We start from the raw sequence: 19,758 nt of genomic DNA, 5'->3' as shown, positions 1-19,758 counted from the left end.
GTTCAGCGGAACCTCAGACGGAGGCACCGTCGAGTACGCGGCCGGCCTCGACGGCCTGCGCGACACCCGCGACGATCGATGCGGCGCGAATCGCCTCGAAGATCTTCTCGCGGTCGACGCCCTCGGCGCGCAGAGTCTTCTCGTGCGCCTTGAGGCAGTGGTTGCATCCGTTGACGGCCGAGACCGCGAGCGACCACAGCTCGAAATCGGCCTTCTCGACGCCAGGGTTGCCGATGATGTTCATACGCAAGCCGGCGCGTAGATCGTCGTACTTTCCGTCCAGGTAGCCCTTGGTGCGGTAGAAGACGTTGTTCATACCCATGATCGACGCGGCACCCAGAGCGGCGTTGTACGCCTCGGCCGACAACGAGTCGGCGGCGTCCTCGGCGATCTCCTTCAACGTGGTCGAGGACTTCGACGCGGCGGCCACCGAAAGCAATGTGCCCCAGAGCTGTTGCTCGCTGAGCACGGTGGACCGCACGATCGAACCGAGGTTGAGCTTGAGGTCCTTCGCGTATTCGGGGACGGCGTTCTTCAAATTGTCGATCGACATGTCAGACGCTCGCAGTCAGTAGTTCGCCGGCGTCGATGGTGGGATCGCCCTTCTTCCAGTTGCAGGCGCACAGCTCATCAGACTGCAGTGCGTCCAGTACTCGAAGAACCTCGTCCACATTTCGACCGACCGATCCGGCGGTGACCGAGACGAACTGGATCTCGTTGTTCGGGTCCACGATGAAAGTGGCCCGGTCGGCGACGCCGTCGGCATTGAGAACACCGGTGGCAGCGGCCAATTCGCGCTTGAGATCCGAGAGCATCGGGAAGGGGAGCGTCTTGAGCTCGTCGTGCTGCGCGCGCCACTGGAAGTGCACGAATTCGTTGTCGACGGAGGCGCCGAGGACCTGCGCGTCGCGATCTTCGAACTCGTCGTTGAGCTTGCCGAATGCTGCGATCTCGGTGGGGCACACGAACGTGAAGTCCTTGGGCCAGAAGAAGACGATGCGCCACTTTCCGGCGTGGTCGTCGCTGGTGACGGTGGTGAAGTAGTCGTCGGGCTGCTGCGCGTTCACCTTGGACAGGTCGCCGCCGATGACGGCGGTGAGATTGTATGCGGGGAACTGGTCGCCGATTGTCAACAGTGCCATGTGGTCTCCTCGTGTCGAAATGATCGCGTCGGTTCCGTCGGGAAGCGGTTCGGCTCGGTGGCGATTGTGCAGCCGCACGAGCTCGACCGACCTGGACGAGTGTGCCAAAAATGGGCCGAAAGGTAAACGTGATGAGTGGCACTGGACCGACAGGCGTGCCCGATCGACGCTGTCGACCGACGCAGTCTTGTGCGCGCTCCGTTCATTACCGCCACTTCGTAACGGCGACAACGCAATTGAAGTCGACCCCGTTTCGAGTCGTCGAATACTCGGTACCTGTCCAACCTGCCGAATGTACGGAGCATTTCGTCTCCGTCGTACTGCCCGGTCGTGTACTCGGCGGACGCCCCCCGACCTTTGCCGCGCAACGCAATTCGGGTCGAGAGCACGGAACGGGTCGGCCATAGCCGACTTCGCCACGCTCGCAGGCCTTCTCGCGCACGAGGCGCATGCATCAGCCGGGCGTGACGACGATCTCGTCGAACACGATTTCTCCGGCCGCGTCGGATTCGGCGAGGTCGATGACAGCATCGAGGGACCAGCCGTGGTCGCCGTCCGGATCTTCGAGTACTTGGCGGACGGTGGTGGATTCCGCACCGACGTTCAGGGTGAACAGCGCCGGCCCGCGAGCCGAGGGGCCGGTGCCGATGAACCCGTACTCGGCGAAGAACGGCTCCAATTCCTCCTCCCAATCCGGCCCGTCGTCCAGGTCGTCGAGCGCGTTCCACTGACGACGCGCCGCCAGATCGACCCTTCGAAAGATCGCGTTACGGGCCAGGATTCGGAAAGCCCGTGGATTCGCCGAGATCGGACGCGGTGCATCGGACCCGTACGCCTCGACCAGGGCTTCCGGTTCAGCACCGGGATCGGTCAGGTTCTCCCACTCGTCGAGCAGGCTGGAATCGACTTGCCGAACGAGCTCGCCCAGCCACTCGGTGATGTCTTGGACCTCCTCGGTGCGCGATTCCGGCGGAACCGTCTGGCGCAGAGTGCGGTACGCGTCGGCGAGGTAGCGCAGTACCAGGCCCTCCGAGCGCATGAGGCCGTAGTGACTGATCAGCTCCGCGAAGGTCATCGCGCGCTCGACCATGTCACGGACGACGGACTTGGGCGACAGGCCCACCTCGGAGAGCCACGGGTGAGACCCGCGGTAGATCTCGAAGGCCGGAACGAGCAGCTCGGCAAGGGGTTTCGGCCAGGTGACCTCTTCGAGGAGTTCCATCCGCTCGTCGTACTCGATGCCGTCGGCCTTCATCTGGGCCACCGCTTCGCCGCGTGCGGCATGTTGCTGCGCCATCAACACCTGGCGGGGATCGTCGAGCGTCGACTCGATGATCGACACCACGTCGAGCGCGTGGGTGGGGGAGTCGACGTCGAGCAACTCGAACGAGGCCACCGCGAACGTCGACAACGGCTGATTGAGCGCGAAGTCCGGCTGCAGGTCCACCGTCAGCCTGGCATGGCGACCGTCCGCGTCCGGCTCGGCCAACTGTTCGACGATTCCGGCCTCCACCAGGCCGCGGTACAGCGACAGCGCACGCAGGATGTGCTTGCGCTGAGCCGGCCGGGTCTCGTGGTTGTCCTCGAGCAGATGACGCATCGCGTGGAAGCAATTGCCCGGCCGCGCAATGACATTGAGCAACATCGCATTGCTGACCGAGAACCGGGACGTCAACGGCTCCGGGCTCGCCGCGATGATGCGCTCGAACGTCGGCTCGCCCCAGGATACGAAGCCGTCGGGTGCCTTCTTGCGCTGTACCCGCTTGAGCTTTTTCGGGTCGTCACCGGCTTTGGCCACGAGCCGCGCATTCTCGATGTCGTGCTCGGGTGCCTCGACCACGACGGTGCCGAGGGTGTCGTACCCCGCGCGGCCCGCGCGTCCCGCGATCTGATGGAACTCGCGCGCTCGAAGCTTGCGTGTTCTGATGCCGTCGTATTTGGTGAGTCCGGTGAACAGCACGGTCCGGATGGGAACGTTGATGCCCACGCCCAACGTGTCGGTACCGCAGATCACCTTCAACAGACCGTCCTGCGCCAGTTTCTCCACCAGCCTGCGGTACTTGGGAAGCATGCCGGCGTGATGCACCCCGATACCGTGACGAACGAGTCTGGACAGCGTCGACCCGAAGCCGGTGGTAAAGCGGAAGTTGCCGATGGCCTCGGCTATCGCGGCCTTCTCTTGCTTGGACGCGACATTGATGCTCGTCAGGGCCTGAGCGCGTTCGAGTGCCGCTGCCTGGGTGAAGTGCACGACGTACACCGGCGCCAGGTGCGTCTGCACCAGCTCCTCGATCGTTTCGCCGATCGGGGTGGTGACGTACGAGAACATCAACGGGACAGGCCGTTCGGTACCGGAGACGACGGTGGTCGTGCGGCCGGTGCGTCGGGTCAAATCGTCGCGGAAGAACGAGACGTCGCCCAACGTCGCCGACATGAGCAGGAACTGGGCGTTCGGCAGTTCGATCAGAGGTACCTGCCAGGCCCACCCCCGGTCCGGTTCCGAGTAGTAGTGGAACTCGTCCATGATCACTTGGCCGATGTCGGAGTCGGCGCCCTGCCGCAGTGCCAGGTTCGCGACGATCTCGGCAGTGGCGCAGATGATCGGCGCACCGGAATTGACCGACGCGTCGCCGGTCATCATGCCGACGTTCTGCGCTCCGAAGATCTCGCACAGGGCGAAGAACTTCTCGCTGACGAGCGCCTTGATCGGCGCGGTGTAGAAACTGCGAATGCCTGCGGCCATGGCCGCGAAGTGGGCACCGATGGCGACCATGGACTTTCCGGAACCGGTCGGCGTGGCCAGGATGACGTTGGATCCCGACACCAGCTCGATCAGCGCCTCTTCCTGCGCGGGATACAGCGTCAGGCCCCGGTCCGAAGCCCAGGTGGTGAACGTGTCGAACAGGACGTCCGGGTCCACGCCGTCGGAGGTGGCGGCGGAAACGTCGGGTATCAGTTCGGTGAGGAGCACCTCTACAGGCTATGTGTCGGTGACGGCGGTTCCGAATCGACACCGAACGCCTGCGACCGGAGCGTCAGGTCGCGCTTCGCTCGTCGGACCCCATGGCCCCGAGCACGGCCATCCTGGTGCTCGAGCTGCCGCTGATCATGTCCTCGCCGACGCCGGTGATGAGCAGGTTGCGCCAGCGCACCTCGTCGAAACTGAGCGAGGGAGTCGAGTCGATGAAGTCCTCGAGGACCTGAAGGAAGCGCATCGGATCGTCGCGAAACGGGAAGTGTCCGGAATTGTCGAACACTTCCAGCTTCGAACCGGGCATGGCGGAATGAGCCAGCCGGGCGTGCGCCACCGGGATCACCGAGTCCTGTTCACCCCAGACCAGCAGCACCGGCAGGTTCTCGGTGAGATAGCAGCGGTCCAGCATCGTGACCACCTGGCCACGCCAGTCCACCACGGCACGCAACGTCCGTAGGTAGGCCTCGTACGTCGTCGGTGCAGGCAGTTCGCTCAGCACTCGGATCAGATCGGGGGTGTCGTGCAGCATCGACCCCGGTCGCAGTGGGGAGCTGTGCAGTTTGCTCAACAGGCCGCCGGCCAGCTTGACCGCCGGTATCGCGCCCGGCAAGCGCAGCAGCTTCACCGCCTCGGACAGGAACGGCATCGACGCCAGTCGCAGAAGGGGGTGCACGTCCTTGGTCACTCCGCCCGAGGACACCAACGCGAGGCGATCGACCATGTGCGGGAACTGATAGGCGAACTGCATCGCCACCCCGCCGCCGAGCGAGTGGCCTACCACGGTGACGTGCTCGATGCCCAGGACGGACAACAGATCGCGCATACCGTTGGCGTACGCGGCAACGGAATAGTCGGCCCGCGGTTTGTCGGAGCGGCCGTGGCCGAGGAGATCGGGTGCGATCACCGTGTAGCTCTTGGCGAGGTGCGGGATGACCTCGTTCCACGTCTCTGAATTGTCACCGATCCCGTGGATCAGCAGCAGCACAGGGCCCTCACCGGCCATACGAAAGGCCCGCCGATAGCCGTGAATGGTCCGAAAGATCAGCCGCGGTTCCTCGTCGGGAACCGGCCGGAGCTTACGACTGCGCGGAGTAGTGGACATTCGCGCCTCCTGATTCCCTGGTGCGCCGACGTACGGCGCAGTACGGCGTCGCTGCTCACGAGAGCGCAGCAACACAGACGACGGTTGTGTGTTGCTACGACTCTCGCACGAGATCGCGCTCGGGGCAGAGCATCGGGCGTATTGCGGGTTACAGGTATGTTGCGATCCGCCGGGGCTGTCGCATATGACTGGATCCCACTGCTTTCGCTGTGACCAGCTCCACAACTACCGGGGTGCTTGCCCGTCTCCGTCGTCGAGGCCGGCCTGCTCGGCCAGGAACCGCTCGAACTCGGCACCCAGCTCGTCGCCGCTGGGGAGCGGCTCGTCACTGGCCAACAGCGTGGACTGTTGTTCCTGCGCGGCGACATACGTGTCGTACTGGCGCTCGAGCGCCTGTACGACCGACTGCACTTCCTCGTTTCCGGTGATGTGCTCGTTGACCTGCTCCCGGACGCGAGCCGCGGCCTCGCCCAACGCTGCCAATGGTAGATCGAGCTCGGCAGCTTCACCGACGTTCTCGAGCAACGTTTCCGCAGCCCCCGGGTAGTCCGTCTGCGCGAGATAATGTGGGACGTGTACCGAGAAGCCCATCGACTCGTGGCCGTGCTGTGCCATCCGTAGTTCGAGCAAGGACGACGCACTACCGGGCACCTGCAGCTCGCCCGCCCAGCTGTTGCCTTCCTTGACCAACGCCCTGTCGCTCGCGTGCGCGGTGACTCCCAGCGGGCGGGTGTGCGGAATGGCCATCGGAATGGAGCCGAGACCGATCGTGCGCCGCACTCCGAGCTGCTCGGCAAGCAGTCGCACTGCCGTCGTGAACTTCTCCCATCGCAGATCGGGCTCCATGCCTGCCAGAAGAAGGAAGGGGGTCCCCACGTTGTCCTTGACGGCATACAAGTTGAGCTCGGGAGCGTCGTAATCCGAGAAATGATCGGACTTGAACGTCATGGTCGGCCGACGGGACCGGTAATCGATCAACTCGTCGACATCGAAGGAGGCCACCAGCTCGGTTTCGAGACTCTCCCGCAGATGGGTCGTCGCAAGCTTCACGGCATGGCCGGCGTCGGAGAAACCTTCCAGCCCGTGCACCAGCACGGGCCCGACTCCGTCGTTGGAGAAAATCTGAGGTGCCGGAAATTCCAGCTCGTACATCTTCGACTGTTCGGTCATGGCCGGGCCCCTTTCGGATCGACTCGTCGATGCCTCGACGCGAGCATCGGGTCAGAATACGCGGACCGTCTGCTCGAGCCGCATACACGCCGACGTCGATCGTGGTGAATCACTACCCGACAGAACAAACGCGGAACCGTCGTTCATTCCCGGTCGGCGATTCGGTCCTCGAGTCGACGCATCAACGGTCGAAATTTGCCAGGGCTCGGATCTTGTTGGTGACGTCCAGTGCGGCGACCTTGTACGCCTCGGACAACGTCGGATAGTTGAAGACCGCATCGACCAGGTAGTCGACGGTGCCGCCGCACCCCATGACGGCCTGACCGATGTGCACCAGATCCGTGGCTCCCGAACCGAAGATGTGCACGCCGAGAATCGAACGGTCCTCGGTGGAGACGAGCAACTTGAGCATCCCGTACGAGTCCCCGGCGATCTGGCCACGGGCGAGTTCGCGGTATCGCGACACACCGACCTCGTAAGGAATGGATCCCTTCGTCAGGTCGACCTCCGTCGCGCCGACGTACGAGACCTCGGGGATGGAGTAGATGCCGATCGGTTGGACGTCGGTGAGCTGCGCGCTCGGTTCCCCGAACGCGTGATACGCCGCCAACCTGCCCTGATCCATCGACGTCGCTGCCAACGCCGGAAACCCGATGACGTCGCCGACGGCATAGATGTGGTCCACCTTGGTCTGGAAATGCTCGTCGACGAAGATGCGCCCACGGGCGTCGGCTTCGAGGCCCGCGTTCTCGAGTTCGAGGGCCGTGGTCAACCCCTGGCGACCCGCCGAGTACATCACCGTCTCCGCCGGGATGCGTTTGCCGCTGGCAAGGGTCGTCACCGTGCCGTTCGGCCCGACGTCCACCGCCGTGACTGCTTCACCGAAGCGGAACGTCACCGCGAGATCGCGGAGGTGGAACTGCAGGGATTCGATGATCTCGCGATCGCAGAAGTCGAGCATCGAATCGCGTTTCTCGACGACGGTCACCTTGGTGCCCAAAGCGGCGAACATCGAGGCGTACTCGATGCCGATCACGCCGGCACCCACGACGACCATCGACGCCGGGATGAACTCCAAGTTCAGAATGCCGTCGGAGTCCAACACCCGATAGTCGTCGAATGCGACGTCGGCGGGTCGCGCGGGGGCGGTGCCGGTGGCGATCACCACGTTGGCGGCCGAGACCGTGATGCGCTCGCCCCGGGCCTCGTCCTCGACGACGATGGTGTGTGCATCCAGAAACTTGCCGACCCCGGTGATCAGCTCGATGCGGTTACGGAGCAGTTGCGAGCGCACCACCTCGATTTCCTTACCGATCACATGCTGGGTTCGGGCCAGCAAGTCGGCGGGAGTGATGTCTGCCTTGACGCGGTAGCTCGCGCCGTACAGCTCTCGCTGATTCATCCCCGTCAGATAGAGAACGGCTTCTCGGAGTGTCTTGGACGGAATGGTTCCGGTGTTGACGCACACGCCGCCGAGCATGTGGCCCTTCTCCACGATCGCCACTCGCTTGCCGAGTTTCGCGGCCGCGATCGCGGCCTTCTGGCCGCCGGGGCCCGAGCCGATGACCACCAGGTCGTATTCCATGGGTGCAGACATCGTTCATAGGTACCGCTCGCACGAGAAGACTGTGTGCCCGCTCGGTCACGAGCGTGTGAATTCCGCGGCTCGTCCCACCGAACGAATGCAGATGTCGCCACGTGACGATGCGTTGTGCGAGGCTGAACCGAGCACGCAACACACGATTTTCAGTGGAGGAATACATGCCGCAGCAGGTCCGCGCCGTCGTCGCCAAGAGCAAAGGCGAGCCCGTCTCGATCGAGACGATCACCATTCCCGATCCCGGCCCGAACGATGTCGTGGTCACCATCGCCGCGTGCGGGGTGTGTCATACCGATCTGCATTACCGCGAGGGCGGNCGAGACGATCACCATTCCCGATCCCGGCCCGAACGATGTCGTGGTCACCATCGCCGCGTGCGGGGTGTGTCATACCGATCTGCATTACCGCGAGGGCGGCATCAACGACGAGTTCCCGTTCCTGCTCGGCCACGAAGCCGCAGGCACCGTCGAAACCATCGGTGACGCTGTCACTCATGTCGAGGTCGGAGATTTCGTGGTGTTGAACTGGCGTGCGGTGTGCGGGGAATGCCGAGCCTGCAAGAAAGGCACCCCCTGGTACTGCTTCGACACCCACAATGCGTCGCAGAAGATGACTCTCGCCGACGGCACCGAACTCTCCCCGGCGTTGGGGATCGGGGCGTTCGCCGACAAGACCCTCGTCCACGAAGGCCAGTGCACCAAGGTCGACCCCGACTCCGATCCGGCGGTCGTCGGTTTGCTCGGGTGCGGGGTGATGGCCGGGTTGGGGGCGGCGATGAACACCGGGAACGTTTCCCGCGGGGATTCGGTGGCGGTCATCGGGTGCGGCGGTGTCGGTGATGCTGCGATCGCCGGTGCCCGGTTGGCGGGGGCGTCGACGATCATTGCCGTCGACCGCGACAAGAAAAAACTCGACTGGGCTCTCGATCTGGGGGCCACGCACACGGTCGATGCCTCGCAGGTCGATGCCGTCGAGGCCATCCAGGAGTTGACGGGTGGGTTCGGGGCGGATGTGGTCATCGATGCCGTCGGTCGCCCGGAGACGTGGAAGCAGGCGTTCTACGCCCGCGATCTCGCCGGGACGGTGGTGTTGGTGGGGGTGCCGACGCCGGAGATGACGGTGGAGATGCCGTTGATCGATTTCTTTTCCCGGGGTGGGTCGTTGAAGTCGTCGTGGTACGGCGATTGYCTGCCSGAGCGGGATTTTCCGATGTTGGTCGATCTGTACGAGCAGGGYCGGTTGCCGCTCGAGAAGTTCGTGACCGAACGGATCGGTCTCGGTGATATCGTCGGTGATATCGAGGCGGCGTTCGAGAAGATGCATCAGGGCACGGTGCTGCGTTCGGTGGTGGTCCTGTGAGCGGGCAGTTCCGGGTCGAGAAGGTGGCCGCTTCCGGTAACTCGAGCCCGTGCGCTGCGGCTCGACACCTCTGATATATCAAAGTGGGCCTCTTTACCCGTCGGTAGCGTTTTGTTTCATGATGCCCTCAACGTATTCCGACGTCGGGGGCATCATCGAGTCGGGCGGACGCGACACCGGCCACGCGTGTCATTGCACGGGCTAACCACCTGCTCAGCTGGTACAACGCGTGGTTTGTCCGGTTCCGGTTACGTCGTGTTTCGCGTGTATGAAAAGTGCCGTCACCTATTGACACACTCTTGTGGCGATGTTCACACTGTTGTTGCGGGAAGTAAGACGTGTTCCGCATAGCGATACAGAAAGGATCCGAATGCTCAAGGTGTGTTCCTTGGCCGATCTCCCCGGCGGCGAAGCTCTGCGCGTCGACACCACCCCTCCGGTGGCGGTGTTCCACACCGAGGACGGTGAGCTGTTCGCGATCGATGACACCTGTACGCATCAGGACGCGTCGCTCGCCGACGGCTGGCTCGAAGGGTGCGCGGTCGAATGCCCACTCCACGCGTCCACCTTCGACCTGCGTACCGGTGCTGTCGACGCTCCGCCCGCCAAGTTGCCTGTCCGCACGCACACCGTCGTCGTCGAGGACGGCGTCGTCTACGTCGAGCTCAGCACCGCGGCCCCCAATCTTCCGCCCGACGTTCGCAGCCGGTTGGCCGCCGAGGGACATTCATGAAAAGCGTCACCATCGTCGGAGCCTCCCTGGCAGGCCTGTGCTCCGCGCGTGCACTGCGGGCGGCCGGGTTCGACGGCTCCGTCACCATCGTCGGTGCCGAGAGCCATCGACCCTACGACCGCCCTCCCCTGTCGAAGGAATACCTCGCCGGCGACGTGGACGTGAGCACTCTCGCCCTCGAACCCGACGACGAAAACCTCGACGCCACCTGGATTCTGGGCCGCACGGCCACCGCCCTCGATCCATCGCGTCGCACCGTCACTCTCGACGACGGTGCCGAGCTGACCTCCGACGGCGTCGTCCTCGCCACCGGCTCACGCGCGCGATCGCTTCCCGGTACCGATCACCTCACCGGTGTGCACGTATTGCGTACGATCGACGACGCCGACCGGCTGCGTGCAGATCTCACGCCCGGCGCACGTCTCGTCGTCATCGGCGCAGGCTTCATCGGAGCCGAAGTAGCTTCCACCGCAAGGAAGTTGAGCCTCGAGGTCACCGTCGTCGAAGCCGCCCCGTCACCGCTCGCCGGGCCACTCGGTGCACGATTGGGTAGCGCGGTGGGAAATCTGCACCGCGACAACGGCACCACGTTGATCTGCGGAATCGCCGTCGACGGCCTGACCGGCACCGACCGAGTGACGGGCGTTCGCCTCGCGGACGGCCGACTCCTCGACGCCGACGTCGTGGTTGTCGGCATCGGCGGCATTCCGAACATCGACTGGCTCGGCACCAGCGGACTCGCGCTGGGCAACGGAATCCTGTGCGACGGCGGCGGCGCGACCGCCGTACCCGGAGTGGTCGCAGTCGGCGACTGCGCCGCATGGCTGGATTCGACCGGCGTCCACCGACGCGTCGAGCATTGGGCCGGGGCGTCCGAACGACCCACCGTCGCAGTGGCCACTCTGCTCTCGGGCAGTTACGGCGGCCAACACGTCAAACCTCCGTATTTCTGGTCCGACCAGTACGGGTCACGTATTCAGTTCGCCGGCACCGCCGGACCGGACAGTGAATGCACCATCGAAGAGGGTTCGCCCGAACTCGGGAGTTTCCTCGCCGTGTATCGATCCGACGGACTTCCGGTCGGTGTACTCGGTGTCAATCAAGTTCGATTGTTCACCCGCTGGCGCCGACAGCTCTCGGCTCCCGCTCGCGCGGTCTGAAATCACCCAGGCCGCTGCTCCACCCGTCGTATTCCATTACCCCAGTTGACGTCTCGTCACCGATCCACAAGATCGGCCACGTACGGAGGACCCCTTGACCACCATTCCCGACACCACGCCGCCCGCAACCTCCCTTCCCCTGCCCGAAAGCCTCATCTCCACCCTTCCCGGTCGCTACTACACCGATCCGGCCATCTTCGAGCTCGAGCAGGAGAAGATCTTCGAGGAACTGTGGATCTGCGCGGTCCGTGCCGCCGATCTGGACAAGCCCGGCGCCTTCCGCACCGTGCAGATCGGCCGCGAAAGTGTCATCGTGACGCGCACCCGAACCGGGGCGATCAAGGCCTACCTGAACGTGTGCGCGCACCGCGGTGCTCGAATCTGCATGGAGGACAAGGGCGAAGTCAAACGATCGTTCCAGTGTCCGTACCACGCCTGGACCTACGATCTCGACGGAAAGCTCATCGCAGCACCGAATCTCACCAAGATGCCCGATATCGATCGGGTTCGCTACGGCCTGGCGTCGGTGTCGGTCGAGGAATGGCTCGGGTACGTCTGGGTCAATCTGAGCGACGATCCGGCCTCCTTCGACACCACTGTCGTGCAGGACATCCGTGATCGACTCGGCGACGTCGAGTCGATCGACCGCTACAAGATCGAAGACCTCGGTCTCGGCCGCCGCGTGAGCTACGACGTCAAGGCCAACTGGAAGCTCATCATCGAGAACTTCATGGAGTGCTACCACTGCGCCACAATCCACCCCGAGCTGACCGAGGTACTTCCCGAATTCGCCGACGGTTACGCCGCCCAGTACTACGTGGGCCACGGAGCCGAATTCGGGGAATCCGTCAAGGGATTCACGCTCGACGGTTCCGAGGGACACGACTCCATTCCCGGAATCGCACCCGAACAGGACCGGCGCTACTACGCCATCACCGTCCGGCCACAGGTGTTCGTCAACCTCGTCCCGGATCACGTGATCATCCATCGGATGTATCCACTTGCCGCCGATCGCACTCTGGTGGAATGCGATTGGCTGTACCTGCCCGGAGTCGTCGCATCGGGACGGGATCTGCAGAAATCGGTGGAGTTGTTCCACCGCGTCAATCTGCAGGACTTCGAGGCGTGCGAACGCTGCCAGCCCGCCATGAGCTCACGGAAGTACCGCGACGGCGGAGTGCTGGTGGGCAGCGAACACCACATCGGCATCTTCCACGATTGGCTGAAGAACCGCATCGAGGCCTGACCGCACGCTGCCCCGCACTCGGTGCCGATAGGATCGGTAACCATGAGTGTCGAGGTCGCATCGCCGGGCGCCCCCGGATCGTCGGGGGTGCCGGGCGAACCCGGAGCGACGATGGCCGACGTCGCTTACTCGGCTATCCGCGACAAACTGATCATGCTGACCATCAAGCCGGGTGAGGCCGTCGTCGAATCGGCGTTGTCCACCGAGCTGGGGGTCGGACGCACGCCGGTACGGGAAGCTCTCAAGCGGCTCGAGTACGAGCGCCTCGTCATCTCGCACGCCCGCCGCGGCACTTTCGCCACGGCCATCGACGTCGCCGATCTGGGTGACATCTCCGAAATCCGCCAGCGGCTCGAGCCCCTGGCCGCCGCCAAGGCCGCCACCGCGGCCACCGCAACCCAACGCCAAGTTCTGCTGGGCATGGCCGATCGCACCGAGAAGTTCGAAGCGACGCCGCCGAGCCAACACGACCTGATCAACTGGGACGCCGAAGTGCATCGCACCGTCTACCGGCTGGCGGCGAACCCGGTTCTCGAAGACGCATTGATTCGCTACAACAATCTCGCGACGCGAATCTTCTGGTTGTTCATGGATCGTCTGCCTCCGCTGGCCGACCATGTGGGAACGCACACCGAGCTGCTGCGCGCCATCGCGGCCGGCGATGCCGAGAAGGCCGCGACCATCGCCCGAGCACACGTGACCGAGTTCGACGACGCGGTGCGCGCCGTCATCTAGATCGCCGACTCGGGCCACGCTCCGAGGGGCAACACCACGGCCAAGTGCCTGTTACGTATAGTCGCGGGGGTGGCCAGCGACGATTCGACACGTGCCCCCGAGGGTGGCGTCCAGTCCGTCGACCGCGCATTTCGGGTGCTCGAGGTCGTGGCACGGCTCGGAGAGGCCGGCGTGAGCGCCATCGCCACCGAGATCGGTGTGCACAAATCCACGGTGTCGAGGCTGCTGGCGTCGCTCGAAGAACACGACATGGTGATGCAGACGCACAATCGCGGCAAGTATCGGCTCAGCCTCGGAGTCCTGCGGCTCGCGGCGGCCGTGCCCGAGCGTCTGGAGATCACCGAATACGGCCACGCGGTCTGTGAACGCCTCGCCGGCAAGCTCGGCGAAACGGTCAATATCGCTGTGCTGCGGTCCAATACAGCGGTCCACCTGGACCAGGCCCGCGGGCCGAGTTCGGTGGGAACCCACAACTGGATCGGGGAGCAGACACCGCTGCACGCCACCGCGAGCGGCAAGGTGTTGCTGGCTGCCCTCGACTCCGATACGCGTCAGGACGTCGTGGACGGACTCGACCTCCACCGGTACACCGAGCACACGCTCACCACCAAAGCCGGTCTCACTGCCGAACTCGATGCTGCGGTATCCCTCGGATACGCCGTCGTCGTCGAAGAGTTCGAGACCGGACTCAACGCCATCGCAGCCCCGATTCTCGACTACACCGGCAAGACGACCGCCGCGCTGAGCATCTCGGGACCGGTCTACCGCTTCGACGAGACCAGAATGCGGGCCATCGTCCCAGACGTGCTGGCCGCCGCCGCCGAGATCAGCGAAAAAATGGGCTATCGGGAGTCCTTCATCCCCTCGGCCTGAGCGGCCTCCGCGCACTCCACCACGTTCGTCAACAGCATCGCCCTGGTCATCGGCCCGACCCCGCCGGTGGCTCCACTGAGCCGCCCCGCAATGTGCTCGACGCCGGGGTGCACATCGCCGAGGATGCCCTCGACGGTACGGGTGATTCCCACCGACAACACCGTGGCTCCGGCACTGATCCAGTCCGGTTGCACCAGATGCGCAACACCCGCTGCCGCGATGACCACGTCGGCGGCCCGAGTGTGCGCGGCGGTGTCCACCGTCGCCTCGTGACACATCGTCACGGTGGCGTGTTCGCTGCGACGCGTCAGCATCAAGCCGAGCGGACGACCCACCGTGATTCCACATCCGATGATGCAGAAGCGAGCACCGGTGATCGGAACATCGTGGTGCCGAAGCAGTTCCAATATCCCGCGTGGGGTGCAGGGCAGCGGCCCGTCCATGCCGAGTACGAGCCGACCCAAATTGGTCGGATGCAGCCCGTCGGCATCCTTGCGAGGATCGATCAGCTCGATCACCCGATGGGTGTCGATGTGCGAGGGCAGCGGCAACTGAACGATGAACCCGGTGCACTCGGGATCCTCGTTGAGAGCGTGCACGGCATCTTCGATCTCCTGCTGACTCGCGGTTGCAGGCAACCGGACCTGAATCGAATGCAGTCCCACCTCGGCGCAGTCGCGATGCTTCGCCGCGACATAGGAACGGCTACCCGGATCGTCGCCCACCAGAATCGTGCCCAGACCGGGCCGAATCCCCTGCTGGGCGAGCCGTTCGACGCGGTATCGCAGATCGTCCTTGACGATCGCGCTGACCGCGGTTCCGTCGATCTTGAGCGCTGTGGTCATACTTTCGATTCCTCGGTTCGGCGGGCCGCTGCGATTCTGATATATCAACTGTCGGTCAGGGTACGGTGAGTCGCAGGGACCGGTCAAGAGCCGCGGTATGGGAGGGTCGAGACATGGAGCCCCTGCAGCCAATGCGGCCGGTCGACGTGCAACGGGACGAGCGCGAGGCTGCACCTCGATGGAAGGTGTGGGGTGCCTATATCAGCGGCCCGGCGCTGTACCTGGCGTCGATGTGGATCGACGGAGGTCACGACTGGGCCGTCGTCGCCGGAGTCTGCCTTTTTGTCGTCGGAGCCGCACTCTCCGTCGCGGCGGCGCGACGGGTGTCGCGAGAGAACGCCGGTCGACGCATCCCGTGGATGGGACTCCCGCCGGTCCGGCCGCGCAAGGTCAACTTGCTGGAGACTGTCGGCGCGTCGATGGCGCTGTCCGGTGCCCTGTTGGCGGCGAACAACCTGTCGATTCCGTGGCCGATTTCATTGCCGATCATCGCCTGCGTCTTGATCGGGGCACCCCTGGCGGCACAGGCATGGCACAACTACCGCGTTCGCAAGAGCACGCCCAACCCCTGACCATTCGGGTCATGTGCGAAGTTCGACTTACAGGCCGTGTTCGGAGGACGTATGGATCGGGTAGCGGTTGTCGTACTGCGTCGGGTCGAGGTGAGCGTCCGGGTACGCACGCAGGAACGCGGCGACGAAAACGGCGATCATCGACAACGCGAACGACTTCCCCGGGCAAGACCTCGGGCCCTTGCCGAATCGCATCACCTTGTTAAATCGACTACTGCCCCATGCGCGTTCAGTAGCCTCGCAGTATCGAATGTTGGCCCACTCAGGGCATGAACGGCATTAATGTTCGGCATTCTCAGCGTGTTTCGATGAAGCCGCACCACCCGTTCGCCGACCTTCAGATCGATATCCTCCGTGACCAGGCCGTTAAAGACCGAACCTGACGTGTCGACCCGCAGCGCCTCCATCACCCACGCCCGCACCACCGCCGATGCGCTCACGAGTGCCGGGGCAACCTCACTCACCTGGGTCTTCGACGTCGAATTCGTTGGAGCCGGTATATGTTTCGAGGTCGCGAGCACGGCGGTACGGGTGGTATCCACGGCGGCCACGAACGAGGTCGCCACCGCGTGAGGGCACCCCTGACTCGACGGCCGAACGGACCGAAACGTAACGTCGCACCTATACGCACCATCCGTGCGAATAGCGCACCGAAGGAGCCGTCGATGCCCGATCCCGACTCGACAACCGTTGCCGATGTTCAACTCCTGTACGGCAGGCAGAGCCACGCAATCGATTCCGGACGTGCGACGGAATGGGCGGAGACATTCACCGCAGACGGCGTCTTCGATTCGCCCAGTTACCCCGAGCCCCAGGTCGGTAGCGACCAGCTGACCGCCTTCGCCCAACGCTTCTTCGACAGCGCGGCCGAGGCGAACGAGAGGCATCGGCACGTCATCACGAACATTGCCGTCGATCTCGTGAGCGTCGACGAACTGACAGTCGACTGCTACCTCCAGATTATGGCAACACCGCGTGGTGGCGAGACCCGGCTCCTCCGATTCACGTCGGTCCGGGATCGTGTTGTAAGAGTGGACGATCGGTGGCGCATCCAATACAGGACTGTGTCTCGCGACGACGCCTGACACGACTCCCAACCACCGGCTAACGAAGCAGACGCCCCAACCGCGCCGCCGCAGCGACGACGGCCGCACCGAGTTGCTCTTCGTCGTCGATCTCGAACACCGACGCACCCACGCTCGCCACGGCGTCCCCGCGGTGACCCGGCACCACGGCGGATACCCCGCCGACCGAGGGAATCACTTCGCCGTGGGTGACCGCATATCCGACGCGTCGTGCCTTCGTCACTTCTGCGCGTTCCCCATCCGCCGCAGGCAATGACGCGAGCATTGCCAGGCCGGCGGATCCCCGGTCGATCGGATCGACCTGCCCCCCACGAAATGCCACGTGCACTTTCGCGCCCCGGGGCTCTACGACCATCAAAGCCCGTACTTCCGTTGCATTTTCGCGAACCACGAGATGGACAGTCGCTCCCAACTGGTCTGCCAGTTCTTCGAGAACGGGGCGCGCCACGGTCCGCAGATCTTGCTCGACAGGTTCCGCGAGTGCCACGAGCCCGGCCCCGAGAGCAATTCGCTTGAAATCGTCTCGCCGGCACAGACGATGAGCCTCGAGGGTGCGGACCAGACGGTGAGCGACGGTGCGGTGCACACCGATTCCGTCGGCGATCTCCGTGATGGACAAGCCGTTCGGATGTTCGGCCAGGAGCTCGAGCACGGCGAGGCCGTGGTGCAGCGTTTTCGACATACCTGAATCGATGGACACGGCGTCCGTGCCGTCCCTGCGACCTGAATCGGCATTGGTCATGAGTCGCCCCCTATTGACGAGTGTGAGGTGGACCACCTACAGTTCGATATGAATCGCACACTGCGTGCGATTATCGCACAGTGATTCCGGCCGCCGCAAGGTGTCCCCACACACCGCTTCGTAAACCCGATCGAGATCTTTTGCATGAGGAGAACACCATGAACAACCCCAATCCAGGACGCGTCGTCGATCGCACGATGACTGCGGTCTACCCCGAACTGTCGGGCAAGGTGGCTGTCGTCACCGGGGCCGCCCAGGGAATGGGATCGGTGTTCGCCAAGGGACTTGCGGCGCGCGGTGTACACGTCGTCGGTGCCGACATCAACGACGCTCGGATGAAGGAGACAGCCGAGCAACTCACTACGGAGCTGGTCACCGACTCGCTGGTCGAGCAGCCCGGCACGATCATCGGCGCTCGAGCCGACGTCACCGTCTCCGACGATCACGAAACCCTCGCCCGAACTGCCCTTGCCGAATTCGGACGGATCGACTTCTGGATCAACAACGCGGGGATCTTCCCGTTCGCGTACGCAGCGGACATCACCCCGGAGCAGATGAGTGCCACGCTCAGCGTGAATGTCGAAGGTGTGCTGTTCGGTTCGCAGGCAGCGGCTCGCCACATGCGCGGGGGCGGCGCAATTGTCAACATGTCCTCGGTGTCCGCACTTCGTGTCCGCAAGGGCCGCGGCGCCTACTGCACGTCCAAAGCAGCAGTTGCTCACCTCACGGAGTCCCTCGCCGTCGAGTTCGGTGACCTCGGCATTCGCGTCAACTCCATCGCACCCGGCTACATCGACACCGAAATGACTCGGTGGGTGCAGGAAGATCCGGCAGCGCTCGCCACAGCACTCGATTCGGTTCCCTTGCACAGACTGGGAGCACCGGAGGAAGTCTTCGGGCCGCTTCTGTTCCTCCTGTCGGACAGTGCTCGCTACGTGACCGGACACAGCATTGCGGTCGACGGCGGATCACGTCATGTCTGACACCGACTACGACGTCATCGTCATCGGTGGCGGCGGCGCGGGGCTCGCAGCCGCTGTGACAGCGGCCGAGAACGGCGCATCCGTCATTCTTTTCGAGGCTCGCAAGGAACTGGGCGGATCGACGGCCCTGTCGGCCGGATTGTTCACTGCGGCAGCGACCAGCGTTCAGCGCGCACTCGGGATCGACGACAGCGCCGAGAAGTACTTCCAGCACTACATGGATCTCAATCAGTGGATGCTCAAACCCGGTCTGATCCGGACCTTCTGCGAGCAGGCAGGACCGACACTGGAGTGGCTGCTCGAACTCGGATTGGACATTCCCGCCCGGATATCCGGCAACGCACACCAACCAGGTTTGAGCCAAGCAGGCGTCGAGGACATCTGGCGAGGCCATGTTCCGAAAGACCAGGGCTTCGGCCTCGTTCAGGTTCTGGACGCCGCGCGGCGCAGGCACGGAATCGAGGTTGTTCTCGACACCCGTGTCCAAGCGCTACTGATCGAGCAAGAGCGGGTCGTGGGAGTCGTTGCCGATGACGTCGAACTCCGTTCTGCGGCAGTGGTCGTGGCCTCGGGAGGCTTTGCCCGAGACCCAGCGCTTGTCGATATTCACTACCCGGCTGCCAACCGCGCGGGTTCCTCACTTTTCGTCGTTGCAGCCGAGGGCAGTCGCGGTGACCATCTTCGCTACGCGCAATCGGTGGACGCGTCGGTAACCGGTGACGGATGGGGACTCATGCTGCCCACCGTCTACTTTCAGCGCTACCACCACTGGCAGTCCGGGTTTCCCCCGAAATCACGCATCCACGTCAACGCCGCGGGACGTCGATTCATGGACGAAGACGCCTCGTATGCGGTCTCGACTGGAATCATCGAGGCCCAGGGCGGCTCGGCGTGGATGGTCTTCGACGATCACGCACGGCAAAATCTTCCTGCAGGATATGCTGATTGGGCACCCGATCGCATCCAGGACGAGGCAGACTCCGGCCGAACGCTTCGCGCAGCCACCCTCACGGAGCTGGCCGAGCTCATGGCCGTGCCTGCCAGAGCTCTCGATTTCACGATCGAGCGATGGAATGCTCATCTGCCCCATGGCGAGGATCCTGACTTTCTTCGCCATCGGACATTGAAGAACAAGGGCAGCACATCGAATCCCGAACCCATCGGGACCGCCCCCTTCTATGCCGCACGCATCCTTCCCGCCGAATTGGTCTGCACACATGCAGGTTTGGAGATCGATTCCGATTCCGCTGTGTTGACAACACGTGGCACCCGCGTGCCCGGCCTGTTCGCCGCAGGCGAGGCTGGAGCCGGAGTTCTCGGGCAGCGGTACGTCGGTGGCGGCAACGCTGTGGCGAATGCCTTGACCATGGGCCGGATTGCCGGTCGAAACGCTGCCCTTCACACCGTCGACGCTCAGCCGCTGACGGCCTGACCCCC

General features: G+C 64.0%; 19 protein-coding genes and 1 pseudogene. 10 read left to right on the top strand and 10 right to left on the bottom strand.

What is annotated here, in order from left to right; genetic code table 11:
• Positions 1-13: 13 nt before the first annotated feature.
• The 6 genes from ASH04_RS16140 to sthA form a co-directional block, all read right to left on the bottom strand.
• Positions 14-553, bottom strand: coding sequence for a carboxymuconolactone decarboxylase family protein (locus tag ASH04_RS16140; RefSeq protein WP_057474051.1), 540 nt, complete (start codon positions 551-553; stop codon positions 14-16).
• Between the two features lies 1 nt (position 554).
• A complete protein-coding gene (locus tag ASH04_RS16135) occupies positions 555-1,142 on the bottom strand; it encodes a peroxiredoxin (protein WP_032366622.1) in 588 nt (195 codons plus the stop codon).
• Positions 1,143-1,596: 454 nt separating this feature from the next.
• A complete protein-coding gene (locus tag ASH04_RS16130; RefSeq protein ID WP_027496866.1) occupies positions 1,597-4,113 on the bottom strand; it encodes a DEAD/DEAH box helicase in 2,517 nt (838 codons plus the stop codon).
• 64 nt (positions 4,114-4,177) lie between these two features.
• Positions 4,178-5,218, bottom strand: a complete 1,041-nt coding sequence (locus tag ASH04_RS16125; RefSeq protein ID WP_027496867.1) for an alpha/beta fold hydrolase — start codon at positions 5,216-5,218, stop codon at positions 4,178-4,180.
• Positions 5,219-5,443: 225 nt separating this feature from the next.
• Positions 5,444-6,388, bottom strand: coding sequence for a proteasome assembly chaperone family protein (locus ASH04_RS16120; protein ID WP_027496868.1), 945 nt, complete (start codon positions 6,386-6,388; stop codon positions 5,444-5,446).
• 181 nt (positions 6,389-6,569) lie between these two features.
• Positions 6,570-7,985, bottom strand: a complete 1,416-nt coding sequence (gene sthA, locus ASH04_RS16115; protein WP_032366488.1) for a Si-specific NAD(P)(+) transhydrogenase — start codon at positions 7,983-7,985, stop codon at positions 6,570-6,572.
• 320 nt (positions 7,986-8,305) lie between these two features.
• Between sthA and ASH04_RS16110 the strand changes: the two genes are divergently transcribed.
• The 6 genes from ASH04_RS16110 to ASH04_RS16085 form a co-directional block, all read left to right on the top strand.
• Positions 8,306-9,347 (top strand): S-(hydroxymethyl)mycothiol dehydrogenase (locus ASH04_RS16110; RefSeq protein WP_235580028.1); only part of this gene is annotated, 1,042 nt, incomplete at its 5' end.
• Positions 9,348-9,717: 370 nt separating this feature from the next.
• Positions 9,718-10,080 carry a bifunctional 3-phenylpropionate/cinnamic acid dioxygenase ferredoxin subunit gene (locus ASH04_RS16105; RefSeq protein WP_027494739.1) on the top strand — a complete coding sequence of 121 codons (363 nt, stop codon included), beginning with the start codon at positions 9,718-9,720 and terminating at the stop codon, positions 10,078-10,080.
• Positions 10,077-11,240 carry an NAD(P)/FAD-dependent oxidoreductase gene (locus ASH04_RS16100; protein ID WP_200937332.1) on the top strand — a complete coding sequence of 388 codons (1,164 nt, stop codon included), beginning with the start codon at positions 10,077-10,079 and terminating at the stop codon, positions 11,238-11,240. Before ASH04_RS16105 ends, ASH04_RS16100 begins: the two co-directional genes overlap by 4 nt.
• Before the next feature lie 94 nt (positions 11,241-11,334).
• The gene (locus ASH04_RS16095; RefSeq protein ID WP_200937331.1) at positions 11,335-12,486 is read left to right on the top strand and encodes an aromatic ring-hydroxylating oxygenase subunit alpha; all 1,152 of its coding nucleotides are present in this window, start codon (positions 11,335-11,337) and stop codon (positions 12,484-12,486) included.
• 42 nt (positions 12,487-12,528) lie between these two features.
• On the top strand, positions 12,529-13,221 hold the full coding sequence (locus ASH04_RS16090; RefSeq protein WP_200937330.1) for a GntR family transcriptional regulator: 693 nt from the start codon (positions 12,529-12,531) through the stop codon (positions 13,219-13,221).
• 69 nt (positions 13,222-13,290) lie between these two features.
• A complete protein-coding gene (locus ASH04_RS16085; protein ID WP_027494743.1) occupies positions 13,291-14,094 on the top strand; it encodes an IclR family transcriptional regulator in 804 nt (267 codons plus the stop codon).
• On the opposite strand, the gene ASH04_RS16080 is transcribed toward ASH04_RS16085, so the two are convergent.
• Positions 14,064-14,939 (bottom strand): bifunctional methylenetetrahydrofolate dehydrogenase/methenyltetrahydrofolate cyclohydrolase, encoded by an 876-nt coding sequence (locus ASH04_RS16080; RefSeq protein ID WP_027494744.1) that lies wholly within the window; start codon positions 14,937-14,939, stop codon positions 14,064-14,066. The two genes, ASH04_RS16085 and ASH04_RS16080, sit on opposite strands and share 31 nt — an antisense overlap.
• 113 nt (positions 14,940-15,052) lie before the next feature.
• Between ASH04_RS16080 and ASH04_RS16075 the strand changes: the two genes are divergently transcribed.
• The gene (locus ASH04_RS16075; RefSeq protein ID WP_156394580.1) at positions 15,053-15,511 is read left to right on the top strand and encodes a hypothetical protein; all 459 of its coding nucleotides are present in this window, start codon (positions 15,053-15,055) and stop codon (positions 15,509-15,511) included.
• Between the two features lie 147 nt (positions 15,512-15,658).
• Here the strand turns inward: ASH04_RS16075 and ASH04_RS27565 are convergent.
• Both ASH04_RS27565 and ASH04_RS26595 read right to left on the bottom strand, forming a co-directional pair.
• Positions 15,659-15,706, bottom strand: a pseudogene (locus ASH04_RS27565) (hypothetical protein); the annotation flags it as partial.
• Entirely contained in the window at positions 15,706-16,077 is a 372-nt protein-coding gene (locus ASH04_RS26595) for a hypothetical protein (protein ID WP_156394579.1), read from the bottom strand. The pseudogene ASH04_RS27565 and the gene ASH04_RS26595, both read right to left, overlap by 1 nt.
• Positions 16,078-16,176: 99 nt before the next feature.
• On the opposite strand from ASH04_RS26595, the gene ASH04_RS16065 reads away from it, so the two are divergent.
• A complete protein-coding gene (locus ASH04_RS16065) occupies positions 16,177-16,596 on the top strand; it encodes a nuclear transport factor 2 family protein (protein WP_032407849.1) in 420 nt (139 codons plus the stop codon).
• A 19-nt stretch (positions 16,597-16,615) separates the two neighbouring features.
• On the opposite strand, the gene ASH04_RS16060 is transcribed toward ASH04_RS16065, so the two are convergent.
• The gene (locus ASH04_RS16060; protein WP_235580035.1) at positions 16,616-17,278 is read right to left on the bottom strand and encodes an IclR family transcriptional regulator; all 663 of its coding nucleotides are present in this window, start codon (positions 17,276-17,278) and stop codon (positions 16,616-16,618) included.
• Between the two features lie 218 nt (positions 17,279-17,496).
• On the opposite strand from ASH04_RS16060, the gene ASH04_RS16055 reads away from it, so the two are divergent.
• Both ASH04_RS16055 and ASH04_RS16050 read left to right on the top strand, forming a co-directional pair.
• On the top strand, positions 17,497-18,321 hold the full coding sequence (locus ASH04_RS16055) for an SDR family NAD(P)-dependent oxidoreductase (protein WP_032407847.1): 825 nt from the start codon (positions 17,497-17,499) through the stop codon (positions 18,319-18,321).
• Positions 18,314-19,753, top strand: coding sequence for an FAD-dependent oxidoreductase (locus tag ASH04_RS16050; protein ID WP_032407846.1), 1,440 nt, complete (start codon positions 18,314-18,316; stop codon positions 19,751-19,753). Before ASH04_RS16055 ends, ASH04_RS16050 begins: the two co-directional genes overlap by 8 nt.
• Positions 19,754-19,758: the final 5 nt, after the last annotated feature.

Source organism: Rhodococcus sp. Leaf233 (assembly GCF_001426165.1).
GTDB classification, from domain to species: domain Bacteria; phylum Actinomycetota; class Actinomycetes; order Mycobacteriales; family Mycobacteriaceae; genus Rhodococcoides; species Rhodococcoides fascians.
The sequence above is the reverse complement of the archived record's forward strand: the minus strand, read 5'-3'. Positions and strand labels throughout refer to the sequence as shown.